The following is a 21980-nucleotide window of genomic DNA, read 5'->3' on the forward strand; positions in this document are numbered from 1 at the left end:
GCAGACGCGGTTGGTAGGCCGTTGGTGAGGAACGAACCGCGGCTGGCTTCTGTCGTAGGCCGGGGTGGCAACCCCGGCTTGCGACGCTCAATCCACCAGCGGCAGGTCGAAGTAGAACTCGGTCCGCACCCCGGGCTCGCTCGCAAACCCGAGCGTGCCGCCATGCGCCTCGACGATGCTGCGGCAGATCGACAGGCCCAGGCCCGTGCCGCCCTTGGTGCGACGGTCCGACGCGTCGGCCTGCGCGAAGCGCTGGAACATGCGCTCGTGGAACTCCGGCGGCACGCCGGGCCCGTGGTCGATCACCGCGACCCGCGCCGTGCGGCCCTGCACCTTCACCTCGACCTCCACGCCGGAATCCGGCGGCGAGAACTTGGCGGCGTTGGACAGCAGGTTCACGCACACCTGCACGATGCGGTCCGCATCCGCATAGACGCGCGGGTGGTCACCCGCCTCCAGCGTGAACCGCACCTTCAGGCCCTCGCCATACGCCTGCGTGTCGCGGATCGCCTGCTCCACCAGCGGCCGCAGCGGCTGGTCGGTCATGCGGTATTCGATCTTGCCGGACGCGATCTTCTCCAGGTCCAGCATGTCGTTGATCAGGCGGATCAGGCGCTCCGTGCTCTGGTGCGAGATGCCCAGCAGGTGAACCGCATCCGGCGGCAGCTCGCCGGCCATGCCCGAAGTCAGCAGGTTGAGCGAGCCGTAGATCGCGGTCAGCGGCGTGCGCAGCTCGTGCGAGACCGTGGAGATGAATTCGTCCTTCATCCGCTCCACTTCCTTGCGCTGCGAGATGTCGTGCACGAAGGCGCTGAAGAAACGCTGCTCGCCGGTGCTCACCAGGCCGATGCGCACTTCCACCGGCATCTCGCGGCCCTGGCGGTCCTGCATCACGCGCTCGATGGGGCGGTTCAGCAGCGCGGATTCGCCGGTGTGGCGGAACTGCGCCAGCGCCGCCTCGAGGCTGCCGGTGTAGCGCTCGGGCAGCAGCACCTCGCTGACCGTGCGGCCGATCACCTCCTCACGGGCCCAGCCGAACACCGCCTCGGCGCGCGAGCTCCAGTCGATGATGTGGCCGTCGAGGTCGATGCCGATGAAAGGGTCCTGCGCCGACTCGATGATGGTCTGGATGCGGTGCTCGTTGGCGCGCACCTTGTCGAAAGCGGCGCGCACTTCGCGCGTGCGCTGCTCCACCCGCTGCTCCAGCTCGGTGTTGAGCGAATGCAGCTCGGCACGCCGCTGCTCCAGCCGCGCCAGCATCGCGTTGAAGGCCGCGCCCAGCACCTGCACTTCGCGGTAATCGGTGAATGGGCCCACCTTGGCCGATTCGTCCTCGGCGCCGATCTCCAGCCGGTGCGCCGCGGAAGTCAGGGCCTGCAAGGGCCGCGTCACGCGCCGCGCGGCCAGCCAGCCCAGCGCCGACACCAGGATCGCCAGCGTGAGGCCGCCGAAGAACACGCGCCACTGCAAATGCCGCAGCGGCTCGAAGGCGCCGTCGGTGTCCTGCCGCACCAGCACCGTCCAGCCCAGGCCCGGCGAGGACTGGTAGCGGCGGCTCGTCGCATGCCCCACCACGTATTCCCGCCCGTCCGGCCAGGTTTCGATCACGTAGCCGATCTGTCCGGCACGCCCGCGCCTGACGCTCTCCAGCGCCAGCTTCATGCCCTCGGTTCCCGGCGGGCCCAGCAGCACTTCGCCCGCGGCGGAAATGATGAGGGGATCGACCGTGCCGTTGCGCGGGCCGAAGGCGGCCTGGCTGATCTGGCGCGCCCACTCCCAGGAGACATGCGCGCCGAGGACGCCGCTGCGCGCCCCGCCCTGCAACGGAAAGGCCACGTCGAAGAAGCGCGGCGGGTCGGTGCCCTTGTTGCCCAGCGCCTTGGCCAGCAGCACGGCAGGATGCACGTCGCCCAGGTGGATGCCTTGCGTGGCCTGCCGGAACCAGGGCCGCTGCGACACGTCCGCGCCTTGCAGCACCCCGCCGCTCGCTGCCTGCACCACCCCGGCCGGATCGGTGACGCCGAGCCACGCGTAATAGCGGTAGCTGTCCCGCGTCTCGTCCAGCTCGACCCGCACTTCGTCCAGGTCCTTCAGCCGGCCCAGGCGGTTGGCCATCAGCTGCACCTCGCGGTAGCGCTCGAACATGCCGCGATCGAGCCGGGTCGCGGTCTGGCCGGCGAGCTCCGCCAGGTTGACGCCGATGCCGGTGGCGATGTCGTGGCTGGCCGCGCGCTCGATCACCAGCATGAGCAGGCCCGCCAGCAGGATCGACAGCGCCGCCACCGCCACGGCCAGGTAGGCGGCGAGGCTCGGCAGGCGGCGGGGAGGATGGGTATTTGCTATCGCATCCATAGCAGTTCGCAGCCCCTGGAGGCCCGGCGAGGAGACTTGGTTTCTGTCACAATGCCCTGACTGTAGCGGGACTACCCACCGCACCCACGAGGAACCCATGGCCAGCGACCTGATCAAGCACATCTCCGACGCTTCCTTCGAATCCGACGTCCTGAAGGCCGACAAGCCCGTGCTGGTCGACTACTGGGCCGAATGGTGCGGCCCCTGCAAGATGATCGCGCCCATCCTCGACGAGGTCTCCCAGTCGTACAAGGACAAGCTGCAGATCGCGAAGATGAACGTCGACGAGAACCGCGACATCCCGGCCAAGTTCGGCATCCGCGGCATCCCCACGCTCATGCTGTTCAAGGACGGCCAGCTGGCCGCCACCAAGGTCGGCGCGATGAGCAAGGCGCAGCTGACTGCCTTCATCGACCAGCAACTCGCCTGAAGCCGACACCGACTCTGGACGAACGGGGCCCCTGGGCCCCGTTTTGCTGCATAATGCCCCTCAATCACTGATCCGCCCACCCAGGCGGGCAGTTCGAGTACCGGTTCGCAGGGCACCTCTCGCCCCGCATCGAACCTCCCCCAGACCTTTCAAAGAACTCCCCAACGGAGTCACTCCATGCACCTGAACGAACTCAAGGCGCTGCACGTCTCGGAAGTCCTCAAGCAAGCCGAAGAGCTCGAAATCGAGAACACCGGCCGCATGCGCAAGCAGGAGCTGATGTTCGCCATCATCAAGAAGCGCGCCCGCGCCGGCGAACAGGTGTTCGCCGACGGCGTGCTCGAGATCCTGCCGGACGGCTTCGGCTTCCTGCGCAGCCCGGACACCAGCTACACGGCCAGCACCGACGACATCTACATCTCGCCCAGCCAGGTGCGGCGCTTCAACCTGCACACCGGCGACATGATCGAAGGCGAAGTGCGCACGCCGAAGGACGGCGAGCGCTACTTCGCGCTGACCAAGCTGGACAAGGTCAACAACGGCCTGCCGGAAGACAACAAGCACAAGGTCATGTTCGAGAACCTGACGCCGCTGTTCCCCCGGGAACAGATGCGCCTGGAACGCGACGGCCTGAAGAACGAAGAGAACATCACCGGCCGCATCATCGACATCATCGCGCCCATCGGCAAGGGCCAGCGCGCGCTGATCGTCGCGCCGCCCAAGAGCGGCAAGACGGTGATGATGCAGCACATGGCGCACGCCATCGCCGCCAACTACCCCGACAGCTACATGATGGTGCTGCTGGTCGACGAGCGTCCGGAAGAAGTGACCGACATGCAGCGCTCGGTCAAGGCCGAAGTGATCGCGTCGACCTTCGACGAGCCGGCGGCCCGCCACGTGCACGTGGCCGAGATGGTGATCGAGCGCGCCAAGCGCCTGGTCGAACTGAAGAAGGACGTGGTGATCCTGCTGGACTCGATCACCCGCCTGGCCCGTGCCTACAACAACGTCGTGCCCTCCTCCGGCAAGGTGCTGACCGGCGGCGTGGACGCCAACGCGCTGCAGCGCCCGAAGCGCTTCCTGGGCGCCGCGCGCAACGTGGAAGAAGGCGGCTCGCTGACCATCATCGCCACCGCGCTGATCGACACCGGCTCGCGCATGGACGAAGTGATCTTCGAGGAGTTCAAGGGCACCGGCAACTGCGAACTGCACCTGGACCGCCGCCTGTACGAGAAGCGCGTGTTCCCCTCGATCCAGCTCAATCGCTCCGGCACGCGCCGCGAGGAACTGCTGCTGGCCCCCGAGATCCTGCAGAAGACCCGCATCCTGCGCCAGTTCATGTACAACATGGACGAGATCGAGGCGATGGAAATGGTGCTGAAGTCGATGAAGGCCACCAAGACCAACGTGGAGTTCTTCGACATGATGCGCCGCGGCGGTTGATTCCGCGCGCGAATGCGAAGCGGCCCACGGGCCGCTTTTCTTTTGTCCGGCCGCAAAGCACACTACGCGCCATGAAACGCATCCTGACGGCGCTGGCCCTCGTGCTGGCATGCACGGCCTCCTTCGCCCGCCCCCTCCCCGACATCCAGAAAAGCGGCAAGCTGCTGGTCGCCACCGAAGGCGCGTTCGCGCCCTTCAACCACTTCGAAGGCAGCAAGCTCACCGGCTTCGAGGTGGAGCTCGCGGACCTGGTGGCCAGGAAGATGGGCCTCGCCATCGAGTGGAAGACGCTCGGCTTCGATGCCCTGCTCACCGGCCTGGGCCAGGACCGCTGGGACGTGGTGATCGCCTCGCACGGCATCACCGAGGAACGCGCGAAGGCCGTGAGCTTCATGGCGCCGCACTACTGCTCCGGCGGGCTGATCGTCGCCAAGGATCCGAAGATCCGCGCCGCGAAAGACCTTGCCGGCAAGACCGTCGCCGTGCAGACCGGCACCAGCTACCTGGAGAACGTCAAGAAGGTCAGCGCCGTGAAGGAAGTGAAGAACTTCCCGGGCGACGGCGATGCGCGCGCGGCGCTGGTCACCGGCCGCGTCGACGCCTGGGTCTCGGACCGCTTCGTCGCCCTGGAGACGCTGCGCAAGAATCCGGGCCTGAAGCTGCACGCCGGCGAACTGCTGTTCACGGAGAAGATCGCCGCAGCCGCCGCCAAGGGCAATGCGCCCCTGGTGCAGGCCTGGAACCAGGGGCTGGCGGCCATCCTGGCCGACGGCAGTTACGCCCAGTTGTCCAAGCGCTATTTCGGCGAGGACGTGCGCTGCAAGTGAGGCCGCCGCTGCTGGTCACGGCGGTCCTGCTGGTCGCCAGCCTGTGGCTGCTGGGCGCCGTGCTCGCGCTGCTTCCTGAGCCGATCGGCAGCAACGCCGAACAGTTCGCCGCGGGTGCGCGCATCACGCTGTGGCTCACCTTGCTCTCCGGCGCGATCGGGCTGGTGCTGGGCACGCTTGCCGCGCTGGCGCGCACTTCGCACAACGCTGCAGCGCGCGCCGCGGCCGGTTTTTACCTGTGGGTGATCCGCGGCACGCCGCTGCTGGTGCAGATCCTGTTCGTCTACTTCGCCCTGCCCCTGCTGGTGCCGGGCTGGAACCTGCCGGACTTCGCCGCTGCCGTGGTGGCGCTGGCGGTCAACGTCGGCGCGTACAACGCCGAGGCGATCCGGGCCGGGCTGCTGGCCGTGCCGCACAGCCAGTCCCAGGCAGCCAAGGCGCTGGGCCTGAAGCCCCTGCAGGTGCTGGCCCACATCGTCGCGCCACAGGCGCTGCGGGTGGCGCTGCCGCCGCTGGCCAACAACCTGGTGGCGCTGCTGAAGGATTCCTCGCTGGCCTTCGCCATCGGGGTGGTGGAGCTGACCAACATCGGCAACCGGGTCCAGGCCGCCACCTTCCAGCCGGTGGCCACCCTGGCGACCACGGCCTGCATCTACCTGCTGCTGACCACCCTGCTGACCCAGGCGTCCGGCGCCCTGGAAGACCGGGTCCGAACCCGCCAGTGACCCCTTTCCCGGACCCGGCTATAATGGCGGGCTTCCCGGAAAGTACGCCAGATGTCCTGCGCGCGGCTGCCGGCACTGACCAAGGACACCCCATGAAAGAAGGCATTCACCCCAACTACCGCGACGTCTGCTTCGTGGACCTGTCGAACGGTTTCAAGTTCGTGACCCGCTCCTGCGTCTCCACCCGCGAGACCACCAAGATGGACGACGGCCGCGAGCTGCCCCTCTTCAAGCTGGACACCTCCAGCGAATCGCACCCGTTCTACACGGGCACCCAGAAGTCGGTGAACGACATGGGCGGCCGCGTGGACAAGTTCTTCAAGAAGTTCGGCAAGACCGCCGCCAAGTAAGGCCGGCGCCTCCGCTTCCCACCAAAGGCAGCTCGCGAGCTGCCTTTTTTTGTTTGACAATCGCTCACGCGTGAACCAGCCCACCCCCGCCATCGTCGCCCAGAGCGCCGTGCGCCGCCTGCCCCGGTGGGCCCTGCTGCTGTTTTGCGCCGCCTACGTGCTGCCCGGCTTCATCGGCCGCGGTCCGTGGAAGAACGCGGACATGATGGCCTTCGGCTACATGAACGAGCTGGCGCAGGGGCGCGCCCACTGGCTGGCCCCGACGCTGCTGGGACAGCCGCCCGAGTTCGACGCCCTGCTGCCCTACTGGCTGGGCGCCTGGGCGATGCAGCTGGCGCCCGGCTGGATCGCGCCGGACTTCGCCGCCCGCGTCCCCTTCATCCTGCTGCTCGTGTTGACCCTGGTGGCCACCTGGTACGGCGTCTACTACCTCGCGCGCACCCCCAACGCCCAGCCCGTCCCCTTTGCCTTCGGCGGGGAAGCGCACCCGACCGACTATGCGCGGGCCGTGGCCGACGCCGGCCTGCTGGCGCTGGTGGCCTGCCTGGGCCTGATGCAGCTGTCGCACGAGACGACGCCTTCACTGGCGCAGCTCGGGTTCACGGCCTTGAGCTTCTACGGCCTGGCGGCCCTGCCTTATCGCCTGGCCTTTCCGGCGGTGGCCATCGGCCTGGGCCTGCTGGGCCTGGCCCTGAGCGGCGCGCCTTCCATGGCCGTCCTGTTCGCCCTGGGCGGCGCGGTCCTCCACTCGGCCGACACGCCGGCCGATGCCGCCACGCCGGCCCGGGGCCGGTTCGGCGCCCTGCTGGTGCTGGGGCTGGCCGCCGTCGCGGCCGCCGTGGCCAGCGGCTTCCAGGCCTGGCACTGGCGCCTGGACCTCGACGACAGCGGCCATGACTGGCGTTCGCTGGCGAAGCTGGTCGTCTGGTTCACCTGGCCGGTCTGGCCGCTGGCCCTGTGGACGGCCTGGCGCTGGCGCCGCCAGCTGAACCACCGCCACGTGGCGCTGCCGCTGTGGTTTGCCGCCGTCTGTGCAATCACGACGCTGCTGGCGCCGAATCCGGACCGCGCGCTGCTGCTGAGTCTGCCGGCCCTGGCGGCGCTCGCGGCCTTCGCCCTGCCCACTTTCTCGCGCAGCGCCTCGGCCCTGATCGACTGGTTCACGCTGCTGTTCTTCAGCGGCATCGCCTTCTTCATCTGGGTGATGTGGATCGCCATCCAGACCGGTTTTCCCGCCAAGCCCGCCTCCAACGTGGCCAAGCTGGCGCCGGGCTTCGTGCCCGAATTCGCGCTGCTGCCTTTCCTCGTCGCGCTGCTGGCCACCATCGCCTGGGTCTGGCTGGTGCGCTGGCGCACCAAGCGCAGCCGCGAGGCGATCTGGAAAAGCCTGGTGCTGCCCGCGGGCGGCACGGCCCTGGCCTGGCTGCTGGCCACCACGCTGTGGCTGCCCGCGCTGGATTACGCGCGCAACTACACCGCCGTGGTCGACGGACTCACCAAGCGCCTCGACGTGACGGGCTGCGTCGAAGTGTTCGGCCTGACGCGGCCGCAGATCGCGGCCCTGCGCTTCCACGGCGGCCTCGAGCTGCGCCAGGCCACGCTGCCCAGCGCCTGCCCGTGGCTGGTGGTGGCGCAGGAGTTCCAGCCCTCGCTGACGATGGCGCTCGACGCCCGCCAGTGGACGCTGGTGGCGACCATCCGCCGCCCGACGGACAAGAACGACAACCTGCTGCTGTACAAGAAACGTTGAGCGAACGCGGCATCATTGCGCGCCACGCCGGCACGGTGCTGGCCGGCCAGCTGGCGACCATGGCGTTCGGCATCACCGACACCATCGTGGCCGGCCGCTATTCGCAGCAGGCGCTGGCGGCGCTGTCGGTCGGCTCCGCCGTCTTCATCACGGTCTTCATTGCCCTGCTCGGCACGCTGCAGGCCCTGCTGCCCACCTGGGCCGAGCTGCATGGCGCCGGCCGCAAGCACGACCTCGGCCGCTCGGTGCGGCAAGCCCTTTATGTCGCCGGCCTGGCGTGCATCGTCGGCGTGGTCGGCCTGCAGTTCCCCGGCTTCCTGCTGCACACCACCGACGTCCCGGCGTCGCTGGAAGGCGACGTGCGCAACTACCTCTCGGTGCTGACGCTGGCGCTGCCGCCCGCCCTGCTGTTCCGCATGTTCAGCACCCTGAACCAGAGCCTGGGCAAGCCGCAGCTGGTGACCTGGCTGCAGCTCGCCTCGCTGGTCGTGAAGGTGCCGCTCACGATCTGGTTCGCCTTCGGCGGACTCGGCCTGCCGGCGATGGGCGCCGTGGGTTGCGCGTGGGCCAGCGTGGTGAGCAACTGGCTGTTCCTCGCCATCGCCATCTGGCTGGTGCGCACGGATTCCCTCTACCAGCCTTATGCGATCTGGCGCCGCATCGAGCGGCCCGACTGGCGCGCGATCGCCGACTTCGGCCGGCTGGGCGTGCCCGCCGGCCTCGCGCTCACGGTGGAAGTCACGTCCTTCACGCTGATGTCGCTCTTCATCGCGCGCCAGGGCACGCTGGCCGCGGCGCCGCACCAGGTGGCGGCCAACCTCGCCGCCGTGATGTACATGGTGCCGCTGTCGATCGCCATCGCCACCAGCGCGCGCGTGAGCTACTGGCTGGGCGCGGGCGATCCCAAGCGGGCGCGCTCCTGCATCCGCACCGGCTTCCGCCTCGGCTGGTCGCTGGCCCTGGTGCTGGCCGCCACCATGCTGCTGGCGCGGCACGGCATCGCGGCCACCTACTCGTCGGACCCGCAGGTGGCGGCCATGGCGGCCGGCATCCTGGCGATCGTCGCGGTCTACCACCTGGGCGACGCGACGCAGGCCCTGTGCGTGTTCGTGCTGCGTTGCTACCGCGTCGCCGTCGTGCCGCTGGTGGCGTACAGCGTGCTGCTGTGGGGCGTGGGCGTGGCCGGCGGCTACCTGCTGGCCTATCGCGGGATCGGCCCGTACCCGGCGCAGAACAGCCCCGCCGCCTTCTGGGTGGCCAGCAGCTTCGCGCTGGGCCTACTGGCCCTCATCCTGCCGCTGGTTCTGTGGCGGGCCGTTCGGCGCTATCGGCCGGCGTAGAGCCGGCGGCGCGCACGCGCGCGGCCGGCAGCACGAAGCCGAAGGACGATCCGGCACCGAGCGTGCTTTCCAGCTTCAGCTCGCCGCCATGCCGCTGCACCACGTGCTTGACGATGGCGAGGCCCAGTCCCGTGCCGCCGGTTTCGCGCGAGCGGCTGCGGTCGACCCGATAGAAGCGCTCGGTGAGGCGCGGCAGGTGCTCGGGCGCGACGCCCGGCCCCGTGTCCTTCACGCTGAATTCGATGCGGCCGCCGGGCAGCAAGGTGGCGGCAACGTCGACGCTGCCGCCGCTGGGCGTGTAGCGCACCGCATTGCCCACCAGGTTGGACAAGGCGCTCGTGAGCTCGCCGCCCGCACCGGCGACCAGCGCCTCGGGCGCAGGCGCGAAGCGCAACTGCAGCTTCTTGTTCAAGGCTGACGCGATGGCCTCCGCTTCCTGCCGGCATTGCGCCAGCAGCTGCGCGACGTCGGTCCACTCCGCCGCGCCCGGCAAGGGGCTGCCTTCCAGCCGCGACAGCGTCAGCAGGTCGTTCACCAGCGTCTGCATGCGCTGCGCCTGCTGCGCCATGGTCTGCAGGTAGCGCTTGCGCTCCTCCGCCGGCAGCTCGAGGTTCAGCATGGTCTCGACGTAGCCGGACAGCACCGTGAGCGGCGTGCGGATCTCGTGCGACACGTTCGCCACGAAGTCGCGCCGCATGTGCTCGGCCTGCTCCACCGCCGTCACGTCGCGCGACAGCAGCAGCATGCGGCCTTCGCCGTAAGGGTGCAGCCGCAGCGAGATCTTGCGCGGCCGCGCCGCGGTGCTGCCGGGGCCGGCAATCACGACGTCCTGGTTCGCGCTGGTCTCCTGGAAAAAAGCGGCGAACCCGGGGTCGCGAACCAGGTTGACGATGTATTGCTGCAGGTCGCGCCCGGGGTCGAGCCCCAGGTGGGCCGCCGCGGTTTCGTTGAGCCATTCGATGCGCGCCTGGCGATCGAGCAGGACCACCCCGTTGGGCGATGCGCGCAGCGCGGCCAGGAAATCCTCCAGGCGGTGTTCGGCCTCCGCGGCCTGCTTCTCGCGCACCAACAGCGCGCGGCGGAAGCGGTCCGCCGCCTCGCCCCATAGGCCGGCCACGCGGGGAACCGTCCGGTAGTCGCCCCGCCGCAGCCAGCGCCGCACTTTCAGCGCGCGCAGGCTTTCCAGGATGGCCCAGGCGATGGCGCCGGCCAGCAGGCCCAGGACGCCGACCCGGAAGCCGCCGAACCACCAGCCCGGCACGCCGCCGATGGCCATGCAGAACAGGAAGGCGAGGATGCGGGCGGCCATCGGATGCAGCAGTGCCGTCGCCTCAGGCGGCGCTGCGCGTCGCCGGCTGCGCGGTGATGCGGTAGCCCGCGCCGCGCACCGTCTCCACCAGCGCACCGGCGGACGGACCCAGCGCTTCGCGCAGGCGCTTCACGTGGACGTCCACCGTGCGCTCCTCGATGAAGACGTGGTCGCCCCAGACCTTGTCCAGCAATTGCTGGCGGCTGTGCACGCGTTCGGGATGCTTCATCAGGAAGTTCAGCAGCTTGAACTCGGTCGGGCCCAGCTTGAGCGCGCGGCCTTGCCAGGTCACGCGGTAGGAACCGGCGTCCAGGCTCAGGCCTGCCAGCGTCACGGTGTCGTCGGCCTTCTCGGGCGAGCGCCGCCGCAGCACCGCGCGGATGCGCGCCAGCAGCTCCTGCGTCGAGAAGGGCTTGGTGATGTAGTCGTCGGCGCCGGCGTCCAGGCCCTGCACCTTGTCGCCCTCGTCGCCGCGCGCCGTGAGCATCAGGATCGGGATGCCCTTGGTGCGCGGGTCGGCACGCCAGCGGCGGGCCAGCGCCAGGCCGGTCTGGCCGGGCAGCATCCAGTCCAGCAGGATGGCGTCCGGCAGCACGGCGTCGATCGCGCGCTGGGCGGAGTCGCCGTCCTCGGCCCACACCGGCGACAGGCCGTTGTGGCGCAGGTTCACGGCCACCAGTTCCGCGATGGCGGGCTCGTCCTCGACGATCAGGATGCGCGGTTGGGGTTTCATGCGCTCACTTGATGGCCAGCTCGATGTGTTCCATCGAGCTGTGGCGCACGTCGGCGCCCTTGACGACGTAGATGATGAACTCGGCGATGTTCTTCGCGTGGTCGCCGATGCGCTCGATGGCCTTGGCGACGAACAGCAGGTCGAGGCTGGGCGAGATGGTGCGCGGGTCTTCCATCATGTAGGTGATCAGCTTGCGCACGAAGCCGTCGAACTCGCTGTCCAGGAGGTCGTCCTCCTTCAGGATCGCCACCGCCGCCTGCGTGTCGAGGCGGGCGAAGGCGTCGAGCGCCTTGCGCAGCTGCGCCGACGCCAGGTCCGCCGCGACGCCGAGGTCGCCGGAGGGCAGCGTGCGGACCGCGCCGCTCTTGGCGATGATGGAGCGCACCATGCGCGCGATGCGCTCGGCCTCGTCGCCCACGCGTTCGAGGTTGGCCGTGGTCTTGGAGATCGCCATCAAGAGCCGCAGGTCGCGCGCGGTCGGCTGGCGCCGCGCGATCACCGAGGACAGCTCGCGGTCGATCTCCACTTCCATGTTGTTGACGCGGGTCTCGGTCGCGATCACCTGCGCGGCGGCGTCTTCGTTGAAGTGCGCGAGCGCATGGATCGCCTGGCGGATCTGCGACTCGACCAGCCCGCCGAGCTCCATGACGCGGGTGGAGAGCGAGTTGAGTTCGCTGTCGAACTGGGTGGAAAGGTGTTTATCCGCCATCTGTACTGCTCCGTTCAACCGAAACGGCCCGTGATGTAGTCCTCGGTTTCCTGGCGCTTGGGCTTGAAGAAGATCTGCTCGGTCTCGCCCACTTCCACCAGGTCGCCCAGGTACATGTAGGCGGTGTAGTCGGAGACACGCGCCGCCTGCTGCATGTTGTGCGTCACGATCACCACCGTGTAGTCGTGCTTCAGCTCCGCGATCAGCTCCTCGATCTTGCCGGTGGAGATCGGGTCCAGCGCCGAACAGGGCTCGTCGAGCAGCAGCACCTCGGGCTTGATGGCGATGCCGCGCGCGATGCACAGGCGCTGCTGCTGCCCGCCCGAGAGGCCGGAGCCGCTCTGGTTCAGCTTGTCCTTCACCTCGTCCCACAGGGCCGCCTTGCGCAGCGCCCATTCGACCCGGTCGTCCATGTCGGCCTCGCCCAGCGACTCGAAGAGCCGCACGCCGAAGGCGATGTTGTCATAGATGGACATCGGGAAGGGCGTGGGCTTCTGGAAGACCATGCCGACCTTGGCGCGGATCAGCGCAACGTCCTTCTTCGAGGTCAGCAGGTTCTCGCCATCGAGGACCACCTCGCCCTGCGCGCGCTGGTCCGGGTACAGCTCGTACATGCGGTTGAAGGTGCGCAGCAGGGTCGACTTGCCGCAGCCCGAAGGGCCGATGAAGGCAGTGACCTTCTTCTCGGGGATGTCGAGGTTGATGTTCTTCAGCGCGTGGAACTTGCCGTAGTGGAAGTTCAGCTTGCGCACCGAGAGCTTGGCGGGGGTGGCGTCCATGTCAGGTCTTGTTGCGGGTGAGGACCCGCGCGAGGATGTTGAGGCCCAGCACGGCCAGCGTGATGAGGAAGACGCCGGCCCAGGCGAGCTGCTGCCAGTTCTCGTAGGGGCTCATGGCGAACTTGAAGATGGTCACCGGCAGGCTGGCGATGGGCTGGCCGAGGTCGGTGGTGAAGAACTGGTTGTTCAGCGCGGTGAACAGCAGCGGCGCCGTCTCGCCCGAGATCCGGGCCACCGCCAGCAGCACGCCCGTGACGACGCCGGCCCGCGCCGCGCGCATGGTGATCTGCATGACCACCTTCCACTTGGGCGCGCCCAGTGCATAGGCCGCTTCCCGCAGCGCCGCGGGCACCAGCAGCAGCATGTTCTCGGTGGTCCGGATCACCACCGGGATCACGATCAGTGCCAGCGCCAGGATGCCGGCATAGCCGGAGAACTGCTTGTAGCGCACCACGACCACGGCATAGACGAACAGGCCGATCACGATGGACGGCGCCGACAGCAGGATGTCGTTGACGAAACGGGTGGTCGATCCGAGCCAGCCCTTGGGGTCGTATTCGGCCAGGTAGATGCCCGCCATGATCCCGATGGGCGTGCCGACGAAGGTGGCCAGCAGCACCATCAGGAAGGAGCCCCAGATGGCATTGAGCAGGCCGCCCGCTTCGTTGGGCGGCGGCGTCATCTGCGACAGCGCGGCCCAGGTCAGGCCGCCGAAGCCGAGCTGCACCGTGGACCACAGGATCCACACCAGCCAGAAGACGCCGAAGGCCATGGCGGCGAGCGACAGGGCCAGCGCGATCCGGTTGACGCGCTTGCGCGCCAGGTACTTGCGCTCCTTGGCCGCGGCGCTGTCGGCCGCCCGCAGCAGGCGTTGCGCGGTCGAACTCATTGGACTACCCTCCGCGCTACGCGCTGCGGGATTCGCCTTGGGGCGGCCCGGCGGCTCATGCCCGGGTCCCCTCGCCGCGGCGCAGGCGCGCCAGCAGCAGCTTGGACAGCGACAGCACCACGAAAGTGATGAAGAACAGCACCAGGCCCAGGTAGATCAGCGCCGCCTGGTGCATGCCGGCGGAGGCCTCGGCGAACTCGTTGGCCAGCGCGGACGTGATGCTGTTGGCGGGCGCGAACAGGCTGAGCGAATCGAGCTGGTTGAAGTTGCCGATCACGAAGGTGACGGCCATGGTCTCGCCGAGCGCGCGGCCCAGGCCCAGCATGATGCCGCCGATGACGCCGCTCTTGGTGTAAGGCAGCACCACCTTGAACACCACTTCCCAGGTGGTGGAGCCCAGCGCATAGGCGGACTCCTTCAGCATCGGCGGCGTGACGTCGAACACGTCGCGCATCACGGAGGCGATGAAGGGGATGATCATGATGGCCAGGATGATCCCGGCGGCCAGGATGCCGATGCCCACCGGGGGCCCGGAGAACAGCGCGCCGAGCACCGGCACGCCGGCGAACACGGCCTGCAGCGGCTGCTGCACGAAAGTCGCCAGCAGCGGACCGAACACCAGCAGGCCCCACATGCCGTAGACGATGGAAGGCACGGCCGCCAGCAGTTCGATGGCGGTGCCCAGCGGGCGCTTGAGCCAGGCGGGCGAAAGCTCGGTGAGGAACAGCGCGATGCCGAAGCTGACCGGCACGGCGATCAGCAGCGCGATGACCGACGTGGCCAGCGTGCCGTAGATCATCACCAGGCCGCCGAACTCCTCGCTCACCGGGTCCCAGGTGCTGGAGGTGAAGAAGCCGAGGCCGTATTTCTCGATGGCGGGCGCGGCGCCCACGACCAGCGACGCGAGGATGCCGAGCAGCAGCGCCAGGGTCACCAGCGCCGCCGCCCGCGCCGTCCAGCCGAACAGCCGGTCGGCAACCGCGCCCGATCTCATGGGCTGCGCGCGCTGCCGCGGCAGCGGCGCGTCGTCCAGCATGGCCTCATGGGCCGGAAGTGTAGAGGACACGTCGGGCCTGGCGTCCTGCTTACTGGAAGGCCACGTTCTTGCCGGAGGCGTCCTTGATCTCGGCCGCCCACAGCTTCTGCACCTGCGCCTTCACCGCGGCGGGCATCGGCACGTAGTCCAGGTCCTCGGCCGTCTTGTCCCCGCTCTTGTAGGCCCACTCGAAGAACTTCAGCGTGGCGCTGGCTTCGGCCGGCTTGTCCTGCAGCTTGTGCATCAGGATGAAGGTCGCGCCGGTGATGGGCCAGGACTGCGCGCCCGGCTGGTTGGTCAGCACCTGGTGGAAGCTCTTGCTCCAATCGGCGCCGGCCGCCGCGGCTTTGAAGGCGCTGTCGTCCGGGGCGGCGAACTGGCCGGCGGCGTTCTGCAGCAGGGCGTAGGTCATCTTGTTCTGCTTGACGTACGCATACTCGACATAGCCGATCGAGTTGGGCAGGCGGCCGACGAAAGCGGCCACGCCTTCGTTGCCCTTGCCGCCCGCGCCCGTGGGCCAGTTGACGGCGGTGCCTTCACCGACCTTGGACTTCCACTCGGCGTTCACCTTGGACAGGTAGTTGGTGAACAGGAAGCTGGTGCCGGAACCGTCGGCGCGACGCACCGCCGCGATGGCCGCGTCGGGCAGCGCCAGGCTGGGGTTCAGCGCCTTCAGCGCCGGGTCGTTCCACTTGGTGATCTTGCCCAGGTAGATGTCGCCCAGCACCTGGCCGCTCAGGCGCAGCTGGCCGGCAGCGATGCCCTTGATGTTGACGACCGGCACCACGCCGCCGATGACGGTGGGGAACTGGATCTGGCCCTTCTTCACCAGCTCTTCGTCCTTCAGCGGCATGTCGGAAGCGCCGAAAGCCACGGTCTTGGCGTCGATCTGCTTGATGCCGGCGCCGGAGCCGACGGACTGGTAATTGATCTTGACGCCGGTGGCCTTGTTGTAGTCGGCGGCCCACTTGGCATACAGGGGCGCGGGGAAGCTGGCGCCGGCGCCGGTGACGTCCTGGGCGGAGGCGAAGCCCGCGCAGGTCACGAGAAGCGCGGCCATGGGAAAACGGATGTTCATGCAGTCACCTGTTGAGGGTTGGTCAGGGTCTGCGGAGGACTGTAAGGAGCTTCCGTGACAGCTCTGTGACACGGCCATGGCGCCGTCACGCAGCCGTCATCGGCGATGCTATGCTGGGTCGCACTCCCTCCCTGGCCCCCGCATGCAAAACGGTTCCCTGCTCGCCGCCGTCGACCTCGGCTCCAACAGCTTCCGGCTGGAGATCGGGCGCCACGAGCACGGCCAGGTGCAGCGGATCGAATACCTCAAGGAGACCGTGCGCCAGGGCAGCGGCCTCGACGAGGCACGCAACCTCACGCCGGAAGCCATGGAGCGCGGCTGGGCCTGCCTGGCGCGCTTTGCCGAACGCATCGCCGGCTTTCCCAAGCGCCAGGTGCGCGCGGTCGCCACGCAGACGTTGCGCGAAGCCCGCAACCGCGACGTGTTCCTGGACAAGGCCTCGAAGATCCTCGGCTACCGCATCGACGTGATCTCCGGCCGCGAGGAAGCGCGCCTGATCTACCAGGGCGTGGCGCACCTGCTACCCCAATCCGAAGAGCGCCGGCTGGTGGTCGACATCGGCGGCCGCTCCACCGAGCTGATCCTGGGCCGCCAGTTCGAGGCCACGACGATGGAGAGCTATCGCGTCGGCAGCGTGGCCTGGTCGATGAAATATTTTCCGGAAGGCCAGTTCACGCCCTCCGCTTTCGAACGCGCGCAGATCGCAGCGCAGGCCGTGCTGGACGAGGCGCTGGCCTTGTACGTGCCCGGGAGCTGGGACACGGCCTACGGCTCCTCGGGCACGATAGGCGCGGTCGGCGACGTGCTGGTCGCGACGGGGCATGCGCCCGGCGTCGTCACGCTGGAAGGCCTGCAGTGGCTGCAGGAACAATTGTTGCAGGCGCGCACGGCCGACCGCGTCAAGCTCCCGGGCCTGAAGGACGACCGCCGACCGGTGATCGGCGGCGGCCTCAGCGTGCTGCGCGCGGTGTTCGACCTGCTGGGGCTGCGCGAGATGCGGCCGGCGCAAGGCGCGCTGCGGCACGGCGCCTTGTTCGACCTGCTCGATCGCGAACAGGTGAACACGGACGTGCGCAACGCCACGGTGCAGCGCCTGGCCACCAAGTTCGGCGTCGACGGGGCGCAGGCGCAGCGCGTGGGGCGGGTGGCCGGGCAGCTGCTGCGCCAGTTGCGCGCGACGGAACCCGCCGCGCAGTTGCAGCGCGACGAACGCAAGCTCGAATGGGCGGCGCAGCTGCACGAGATCGGCAGCCGGATCTCGCATGCGGACTACCACAAGCACGGCGCCTACATCCTGGACAACGCCGACGCGCCCGGCTTCGCGCAGGCCGAACTGCATCGCTTGAGCCTGCTGGTGCTGGGGCATCGCGGGAAGCTGCGCAAGCTGGAGGCGGACTTCGACGATGCCCTCTTCATCCACCAGCTGATGTGCCTGCGCCTTGCCGTGATCCTGTGCCACGCACGCCGTGATCCCGACCTGCAGGGCCTGAAGCTGCGGGCGGACGGCACGGAGGTCAAGCTGTCCTTCAAGCCCGATTGGGCCCGGGCCTATCCGCAGTCGGCCCACCTGCTGCGCGAGGAAACGGTGGCGTGGCAGAAGACGCCGTGGTCGCTAACGCTCGCCTGAAGTCAGGGCAGCGTTTCCGGCGACTGCACCGCCCACACCACCGTCTGCTCGTCGCCATCGCGCTCGCGCGAGCGCAGCCACCAGACCGCGGACTTGCGCACCGCGACGCTGCCGCCTTCGATGCGCAGCAGCTGCGCCACGGTTTCGCCGATGGTGGGCTGGTGCCCGACGATCAGCACCGGCTGCTTGCTCACCGGCCACTGCGCGGCGTCCAGCAAGGCGGCCGCGATGGCTCCGGGCGCCAGGTCCTCGCGCACCTCGTACTTGCGCCCCAGCGGCGCCACCGTCTGCTCGCAGCGCAGCGCCGGGCTGCACAGGATGCGCGTGTCTTCGGGCAGCTGGGGCTCCAGCCAGGCCGCCACCTTGGCGGCCTGCTTGAGGCCGCGCGGCGTGAGCGCGCGGTCCAGGTCGGGCAGGCCCTCGCGCTCGTCCTCGGCTTCGGCGTGGCGCCAGAAAATCAGTTCCATCTTCGTACCTCTTCCTCGCCCGGCGGGGCGGCATAACGTTCCATCAAGGCCTGCTGCGCGCTGTGCGCCCGCGGGTCCTCGGCGCCCTTGGCGCGCTTGTAGCTTCCATCGGACTGCAGGTCCCAGGCGTCGCGGGTGTCGTGCAGGTAAGCCACCAGGCACTCATCGATCAGGCGCTGGCGCAGCTGCGGGTCATTGACCGGCCAGGCCAGTTCGACCCGCCGCAGCATGTTGCGGTTCATCAGGTCCGCGCTGGACAGGTAGAGCTGCTCCTCGTGGCCGGCGCGGAAGTAGAACAGCCGCGAGTGCTCCAGGAAGCGCCCGATCACCGATCGAACGCGGATGTTGTCGCTCAGGCCCGGCACCCGCGCGGGCAGCATGCAGGCACCGCGCACGAGGAGGTCGATGCGCGCGCCGCGCTGCCCGGCGCGCACCAGCGCCTGCATCAGCGGCTCGTCGGTCAGCGCATTCATCTTCAAGACGATGCGGGCGTCCAGGCCGCCCACCGCCGCCACGCCCACCAGGTCGATGTGTTCGACCAGCTTGCGCTGCAGGAGGAAGGGCGCGAGCCACAGCTGGTGCAATTTGGGCAGCTTGCTCTGGCTGGCCAGGTGCACGAAGACCTGGTCCACGTCGGCGGTGAGCTGCGGGTCGGCCGTCAGGTGGCTGATGTCGGTGTAGAGCCGCGCGGTGCGCGGGTTGTAGTTGCCGGTGGCCAGGTGGGCATAGCGCACCAGCGCACTGCCCTCGCGCCGCGTCACCAGCAGCATCTTGGCGTGGGTCTTGAGGCCGACGACGCCGTACACCACCTGCGCGCCGACCGCTTCCAGCGCCTCGGCCCAGTTGATGTTGGCTTCCTCGTCGAAGCGCGCCTTCAGCTCCACCACCACGGTCACTTCCTTGCCGCGCCGCACCGCTTCGCGCAGCAGTTCCATCATCTGCGAGTCGTTGCCGGTGCGGTAGATGGTCTGCTTGATCGCCAGCACCTGCGGGTCGTGCACCGCCTCGCGCAGGAAGTCGAGCACGCCGTCGAAGCTCTCGAAGGGCTGGTGGATCACCACGTCCTGCTTCTTCAGCTGCTCGAAGATCGGACGCCCAGGCACCAGATGGCGCGGGTAGCCCGGCGTGAAAGGCGGGAACAGCAGCTTGGGCGCATCCACCAGGTCGACCAGCTGCTGCAGCCGCGCCAGGTTCACCGGCCCGTGCACGCGGTACAGCGCGCCGGCGGGCAGGTTGAACTGCTTCAACAGGAAGGACGACAGGTGTTCGGAGCAGCCCGACGACACCTCCAGCCGCACGGCCTGCCCGTAGTGCCGCTGCTGCAGGCCCAGGCGCAGCGCGGTGCGGAGGTTGCGCACCTCTTCCTCGCCCAACGCCAGTTCGGAATGGCGGGTCACGCGGAACTGCGAGAACTGGCCGACCTCGCGGCCCGGGAACAGCAGGGCCAGGTGCGCACGGATCACGCTGGAAAGCGAGACGAACAGCTTCTTCTTGCCGGACACCTTGGCCGGCATCGGGATCACGCGCGGCAGCACGCGCGGCACCTTGACGATGGCGATCTCGTTCTCGCGGCCGAAGGCGTCCTTGCCGGAGAGTCGCACGATGAAGTTCAGCGACTTGTTGGCAACCTGCGGGAACGGATGCGCGGGATCGAGCCCGACCGGGATCAGCAGCGGCCGCACGTCGCTTTCGAAGTACTCGTGCACCCACTGCTTCTGCGCCGCGTTGCGGTCACCATGCGAGACGATCTCGATGCCGCGCTTGGCAAAGGCCGGCATCAGGTCGTCGTTGTAGAGCGCGTACTGTTTCTCCACCAGCTTGTGCGCCACCGCCGCCAGGGCTTCGAAGCTGGCCACGCTATTGGGCCCCTTGGGCTCGCCGGCCTGCGCGCCGGTCAGGTGGTCGGCCGCGCGCACCTCGAAGAATTCGTCGAGGTTGGAGGAGACGATGGTGAGGAAGCGCAGCCGCTCGAGCAGGGGCACCCCCGGGCGCTGCGCCCAGTCGAGCACCCGCTCATTGAAGGCAAGGATGCTGTGGTCACGGTCGAGGAAGGGAAGCACCGTCGGCACGGCGTCGCTCATGCAGAAACCCGGATGATGACGGAACGGTGACAGTCTGGGGGCGGCGCGTGACAGGACCGTGACAATCACAATCCCATCCAGACCGCCATGCACGAATTCGAACTCAAGTTCCAGGTCCCCACCGAGCGCCTCGCCGGCGTCGAGGCCGCCCTGCGCCGCGGCAAGGTGGAGAGCACCCAACTGCGGGCGCGCTATTACGACACGCCAGCCGAAGACCTGGCCCGCAACCGGCTCGTGCTGCGCGTTCGGCAGGAAGGCCCGTACTGGGTGCAGGCAGCCAAGGGGCCAGGACGCGGCGGCCTGGAGCGGCTCGAAGACGAAGTACCGAGCGCAGGCGGCGAAGAAATCCCCGTTCCGGAACGCCATCGCTGGCATCCGGTCGGCAAGCTGCTGCGCAAGGCGCTGCGTCATTCCGCCGGCGCGCTGGACGTCGTCTTCGAAACCGATGTCACGCGGCTCACGCGCGTGGTGGAGGCCGGGGGCAGCAGCATCGAGATCGCGCTGGACCGGGGCCACGTGCGCGCGGGGCGCCGCAGCCATGCGATCCAGGAAGTGGAGTTCGAACTGAAACAAGGCAGCGCCGCGGCGCTGGCGGAACTGGCGGACGGCTGGATGCGCGAGCACGGGCTGTGGCTGGATCCGGTGAGCAAGGCGGAGCAAGGCCGGCGGCTGGGACAAGGCGCGGACGCGGCGCCCGCGGTGCTGGCAAAGGCACGGGCGGGTGAGGTCGAGAGTCCCGCGCAGTTGCTCGCAGGCATTCTCGGCGCCGGCTTGGACCAGGTGCTGGGCAACGCCCGCGAGCTCGCCGCGGGCGGCGGCAGCGATGAACACGTGCACCAGCTGCGCATCGGCCTGCGCCGACTGCGCACGGCGCTACGGGAGCTGCGCGGCATCGCCGGACTGGATGGCATCGCCTCCCAGATCGAACCTGCAATCCGCGACCTCTTCCAGCTGCTGGGACAACACCGCGACCGCGCGACGCTGGTGCCGGCGGTGGAACAGGACCTGGCACGGATCGGCGCGCCGCCCATGCACGATTGGCAACCGCGCCTGCCCGACGTGGCCGCGGCGATCCGCGATCCAGGCTTCCAGTCCGCGCTGCTGCAGCTGATCGTGCTGGTGCAGGACCTGCACGAGGCGCCGCCCGGCAAGCTCAAGGGCACGCGCAAGATGGTGTCGCGACGGCTCGACAAGCTGCACCACGAGGTGCTGCACGACGGGCGGCGCTTCGAGACGCTGGCGCTGGACGACAGGCACCGGGTGCGCAAGCGCCTCAAGCGCCTGCGCTACCTCGCCGAACTCGCGCGCCCGCTGTTCGCGGGGCGCGTGGTGGATCGCTACGTCGAGACGCTGAAGGCCTTGCAGGACGCGTTGGGCGAATACCAGGACGCGGCCTCGGCGCGCACGCTCTTCGAACGGCATGCGGAGAAGGACGCGAAGGCCTGGTTCGGCGCCGGCTGGCTGGCCGCACGCGAAGGCGAAATCGCCGCGCGCTGCGAACAGGCCTGCCGCAAGGCGGCGCGGCTCGCGAAGCCCTTCTTCTAGAAGCGAACGCCGGCCGAGAACCGCAGCCGGTCCGAGCCGTTCAAGGGATGGGGCTGCGTCTCGTACGCGAGGCGCAAGTACGTGCGCGCCCAGTCGTAGCGCACCGCGAGGCCCAGCCGCTCCTGTCCCAGCTGACGGGTGACGTGCATGGACAGCGCGTCGCCGTCGCGGAAGGTGTAGCCGCCGCCCACGCTCACCACGTCGGTCTCCAGGCTGCGGCCCACGCCGACGCGGGCGAACCAGCGATGGCCGGCCTGCAACGACAAGCCACTGCCGGTGGTGGACGTGGCCGCCGCCAGCTGCAAGGGTCCGGCATTCACCAGGGCCAGGCGCGGGGTGACTTCGGGATCCAGCAGGGGCGCGACGCTGGTCAGGGAATAGCTGGGCGCGACGATTTGCGCCGAGGAACCGCCCGCGGCCGCCACGAGCGCGGCGGCCACCAGGGCCTGGGCGATGAAGGGTGAGACGCGGTCCATGGCATTCAATGTAGACCTTGGTAAAGCGTCTGGC

Annotated in this window: 20 protein-coding genes; 9 read left to right on the forward strand and 11 right to left on the reverse strand. The window is 68.9% G+C overall.

Annotated elements, in window-relative coordinates:
• Positions 1-87 precede the first annotated feature (87 nt).
• Complete coding sequence (locus tag LZ009_RS19580) at positions 88-2352, reverse strand: sensor histidine kinase (protein WP_275699658.1); 2265 nt, start codon at positions 2350-2352, stop codon at positions 88-90.
• 97 nt (positions 2353-2449) lie between these two features.
• Here LZ009_RS19580 and trxA point away from each other — a divergent pair, with 97 nt between their 5' ends.
• The 7 genes from trxA (at position 2450) to LZ009_RS19615 (ending at position 9217) form a co-directional block, all read left to right on the forward strand.
• Positions 2450-2782: a thioredoxin TrxA gene (gene trxA, locus LZ009_RS19585; protein WP_275699659.1), complete on the forward strand. Its 333-nt coding sequence runs from the start codon at positions 2450-2452 to the stop codon at positions 2780-2782.
• Between the two features lie 177 nt (positions 2783-2959).
• The gene (rho, locus tag LZ009_RS19590; protein WP_275699660.1) at positions 2960-4225 is read left to right on the forward strand and encodes a transcription termination factor Rho; all 1266 of its coding nucleotides are present in this window, start codon (positions 2960-2962) and stop codon (positions 4223-4225) included.
• A gap of 71 nt (positions 4226-4296) precedes the next feature.
• Entirely contained in the window at positions 4297-5052 is a 756-nt protein-coding gene (locus LZ009_RS19595; RefSeq protein WP_275699661.1) for an ABC transporter substrate-binding protein, read from the forward strand.
• The gene (locus LZ009_RS19600) at positions 5049-5777 is read left to right on the forward strand and encodes an amino acid ABC transporter permease (RefSeq protein ID WP_275699662.1); all 729 of its coding nucleotides are present in this window, start codon (positions 5049-5051) and stop codon (positions 5775-5777) included. Before LZ009_RS19595 ends, LZ009_RS19600 begins: the two co-directional genes overlap by 4 nt.
• 92 nt (positions 5778-5869) lie before the next feature.
• Positions 5870-6127, forward strand: coding sequence for a type B 50S ribosomal protein L31 (locus tag LZ009_RS19605; protein ID WP_275699663.1), 258 nt, complete (start codon positions 5870-5872; stop codon positions 6125-6127).
• A gap of 70 nt (positions 6128-6197) precedes the next feature.
• Positions 6198-7877: a hypothetical protein gene (locus LZ009_RS19610; protein ID WP_275699664.1), complete on the forward strand. Its 1680-nt coding sequence runs from the start codon at positions 6198-6200 to the stop codon at positions 7875-7877.
• Entirely contained in the window at positions 7874-9217 is a 1344-nt protein-coding gene (locus LZ009_RS19615) for an MATE family efflux transporter (RefSeq protein WP_275699665.1), read from the forward strand. Before LZ009_RS19610 ends, LZ009_RS19615 begins: the two co-directional genes overlap by 4 nt.
• Here LZ009_RS19615 and phoR read toward each other — a convergent pair.
• Genes phoR through pstS form a run of 7 tightly spaced genes read right to left on the reverse strand, consistent with a single transcriptional unit; the run spans position 9165 to position 15750 of the window.
• A complete protein-coding gene (phoR, locus tag LZ009_RS19620) occupies positions 9165-10526 on the reverse strand; it encodes a phosphate regulon sensor histidine kinase PhoR (protein WP_275699666.1) in 1362 nt (453 codons plus the stop codon). The genes LZ009_RS19615 and phoR overlap by 53 nt on opposite strands.
• Positions 10527-10548: 22 nt before the next feature.
• Positions 10549-11259 (reverse strand): phosphate regulon transcriptional regulator PhoB, encoded by a 711-nt coding sequence (gene phoB / locus LZ009_RS19625; RefSeq protein ID WP_275699667.1) that lies wholly within the window; start codon positions 11257-11259, stop codon positions 10549-10551.
• A gap of 4 nt (positions 11260-11263) precedes the next feature.
• Positions 11264-11968 carry a phosphate signaling complex protein PhoU gene (gene phoU / locus LZ009_RS19630; protein WP_275699668.1) on the reverse strand — a complete coding sequence of 235 codons (705 nt, stop codon included), beginning with the start codon at positions 11966-11968 and terminating at the stop codon, positions 11264-11266.
• A gap of 14 nt (positions 11969-11982) precedes the next feature.
• Entirely contained in the window at positions 11983-12747 is a 765-nt protein-coding gene (pstB, locus tag LZ009_RS19635; RefSeq protein ID WP_275699669.1) for a phosphate ABC transporter ATP-binding protein PstB, read from the reverse strand.
• A 1-nt stretch (position 12748) separates the two neighbouring features.
• Positions 12749-13636, reverse strand: coding sequence for a phosphate ABC transporter permease PstA (gene pstA / locus LZ009_RS19640; protein WP_275699670.1), 888 nt, complete (start codon positions 13634-13636; stop codon positions 12749-12751).
• Between the two features lie 55 nt (positions 13637-13691).
• Positions 13692-14672, reverse strand: a complete 981-nt coding sequence (gene pstC / locus LZ009_RS19645; RefSeq protein ID WP_275699671.1) for a phosphate ABC transporter permease PstC — start codon at positions 14670-14672, stop codon at positions 13692-13694.
• Between the two features lie 49 nt (positions 14673-14721).
• Complete coding sequence (pstS, locus tag LZ009_RS19650) at positions 14722-15750, reverse strand: phosphate ABC transporter substrate-binding protein PstS (RefSeq protein WP_275699672.1); 1029 nt, start codon at positions 15748-15750, stop codon at positions 14722-14724.
• 142 nt (positions 15751-15892) lie between these two features.
• Between pstS and ppx the strand changes: the two genes are divergently transcribed.
• The gene (ppx, locus tag LZ009_RS19655) at positions 15893-17377 is read left to right on the forward strand and encodes an exopolyphosphatase (protein WP_275699673.1); all 1485 of its coding nucleotides are present in this window, start codon (positions 15893-15895) and stop codon (positions 17375-17377) included.
• A 2-nt stretch (positions 17378-17379) separates the two neighbouring features.
• On the opposite strand, the gene LZ009_RS19660 is transcribed toward ppx, so the two are convergent.
• Together LZ009_RS19660 and ppk1 are read right to left on the reverse strand one after the other, a co-directional pair.
• On the reverse strand, positions 17380-17844 hold the full coding sequence (locus tag LZ009_RS19660; RefSeq protein WP_275699674.1) for a SixA phosphatase family protein: 465 nt from the start codon (positions 17842-17844) through the stop codon (positions 17380-17382).
• The gene (ppk1, locus tag LZ009_RS19665; protein WP_275699675.1) at positions 17835-19925 is read right to left on the reverse strand and encodes a polyphosphate kinase 1; all 2091 of its coding nucleotides are present in this window, start codon (positions 19923-19925) and stop codon (positions 17835-17837) included. The genes LZ009_RS19660 and ppk1 overlap by 10 nt, the downstream gene beginning before the upstream one ends.
• Positions 19926-20012: 87 nt before the next feature.
• Between ppk1 and LZ009_RS19670 the strand changes: the two genes are divergently transcribed.
• Positions 20013-21470 carry a CYTH and CHAD domain-containing protein gene (locus tag LZ009_RS19670; protein WP_275699676.1) on the forward strand — a complete coding sequence of 486 codons (1458 nt, stop codon included), beginning with the start codon at positions 20013-20015 and terminating at the stop codon, positions 21468-21470.
• Here LZ009_RS19670 and LZ009_RS19675 read toward each other — a convergent pair.
• Complete coding sequence (locus tag LZ009_RS19675; protein WP_275699677.1) at positions 21467-21946, reverse strand: hypothetical protein; 480 nt, start codon at positions 21944-21946, stop codon at positions 21467-21469. The genes LZ009_RS19670 and LZ009_RS19675 overlap by 4 nt on opposite strands.
• Between the last annotated feature and the right edge of the window lie 34 nt (positions 21947-21980).

The sequence above is a fragment of the Ramlibacter paludis genome (genome assembly GCF_022012305.1).
Lineage (GTDB): Bacteria > Pseudomonadota > Gammaproteobacteria > Burkholderiales > Burkholderiaceae_C > Ramlibacter > Ramlibacter paludis.

Bases quoted from the DNA above. Each gene is read 5' to 3' on its own strand.
- LZ009_RS19580 (WP_275699658.1), bottom strand. From the start codon at position 2,352: ATGGATGCGATAGCAAATACCCATCCTCCCCGCCGCCTGCCGAGCCTC.
- phoR (WP_275699666.1), bottom strand. From the start codon at position 10,526: ATGGCCGCCCGCATCCTCGCCTTCCTGTTCTGCATGGCCATCGGCGGC.
- phoU (WP_275699668.1), bottom strand. From the start codon at position 11,968: ATGGCGGATAAACACCTTTCCACCCAGTTCGACAGCGAACTCAACTCG.
- pstB (WP_275699669.1), bottom strand. From the start codon at position 12,747: ATGGACGCCACCCCCGCCAAGCTCTCGGTGCGCAAGCTGAACTTCCAC.
- ppk1 (WP_275699675.1), bottom strand. From the start codon at position 19,925: ATGAGCGACGCCGTGCCGACGGTGCTTCCCTTCCTCGACCGTGACCAC.
- pstC (WP_275699671.1), bottom strand. From the start codon at position 14,672: ATGCTGGACGACGCGCCGCTGCCGCGGCAGCGCGCGCAGCCCATGAGA.
- LZ009_RS19605 (WP_275699663.1), top strand. From the start codon at position 5,870: ATGAAAGAAGGCATTCACCCCAACTACCGCGACGTCTGCTTCGTGGAC.
- ppx (WP_275699673.1), top strand. From the start codon at position 15,893: ATGCAAAACGGTTCCCTGCTCGCCGCCGTCGACCTCGGCTCCAACAGC.
- LZ009_RS19675 (WP_275699677.1), bottom strand. From the start codon at position 21,946: ATGGACCGCGTCTCACCCTTCATCGCCCAGGCCCTGGTGGCCGCCGCG.
- trxA (WP_275699659.1), top strand. From the start codon at position 2,450: ATGGCCAGCGACCTGATCAAGCACATCTCCGACGCTTCCTTCGAATCC.
- LZ009_RS19660 (WP_275699674.1), bottom strand. From the start codon at position 17,844: ATGGAACTGATTTTCTGGCGCCACGCCGAAGCCGAGGACGAGCGCGAG.
- pstA (WP_275699670.1), bottom strand. From the start codon at position 13,636: ATGAGTTCGACCGCGCAACGCCTGCTGCGGGCGGCCGACAGCGCCGCG.
- pstS (WP_275699672.1), bottom strand. From the start codon at position 15,750: ATGAACATCCGTTTTCCCATGGCCGCGCTTCTCGTGACCTGCGCGGGC.
- LZ009_RS19595 (WP_275699661.1), top strand. From the start codon at position 4,297: ATGAAACGCATCCTGACGGCGCTGGCCCTCGTGCTGGCATGCACGGCC.
- LZ009_RS19670 (WP_275699676.1), top strand. From the start codon at position 20,013: ATGCACGAATTCGAACTCAAGTTCCAGGTCCCCACCGAGCGCCTCGCC.
- rho (WP_275699660.1), top strand. From the start codon at position 2,960: ATGCACCTGAACGAACTCAAGGCGCTGCACGTCTCGGAAGTCCTCAAG.
- phoB (WP_275699667.1), bottom strand. From the start codon at position 11,259: ATGAAACCCCAACCGCGCATCCTGATCGTCGAGGACGAGCCCGCCATC.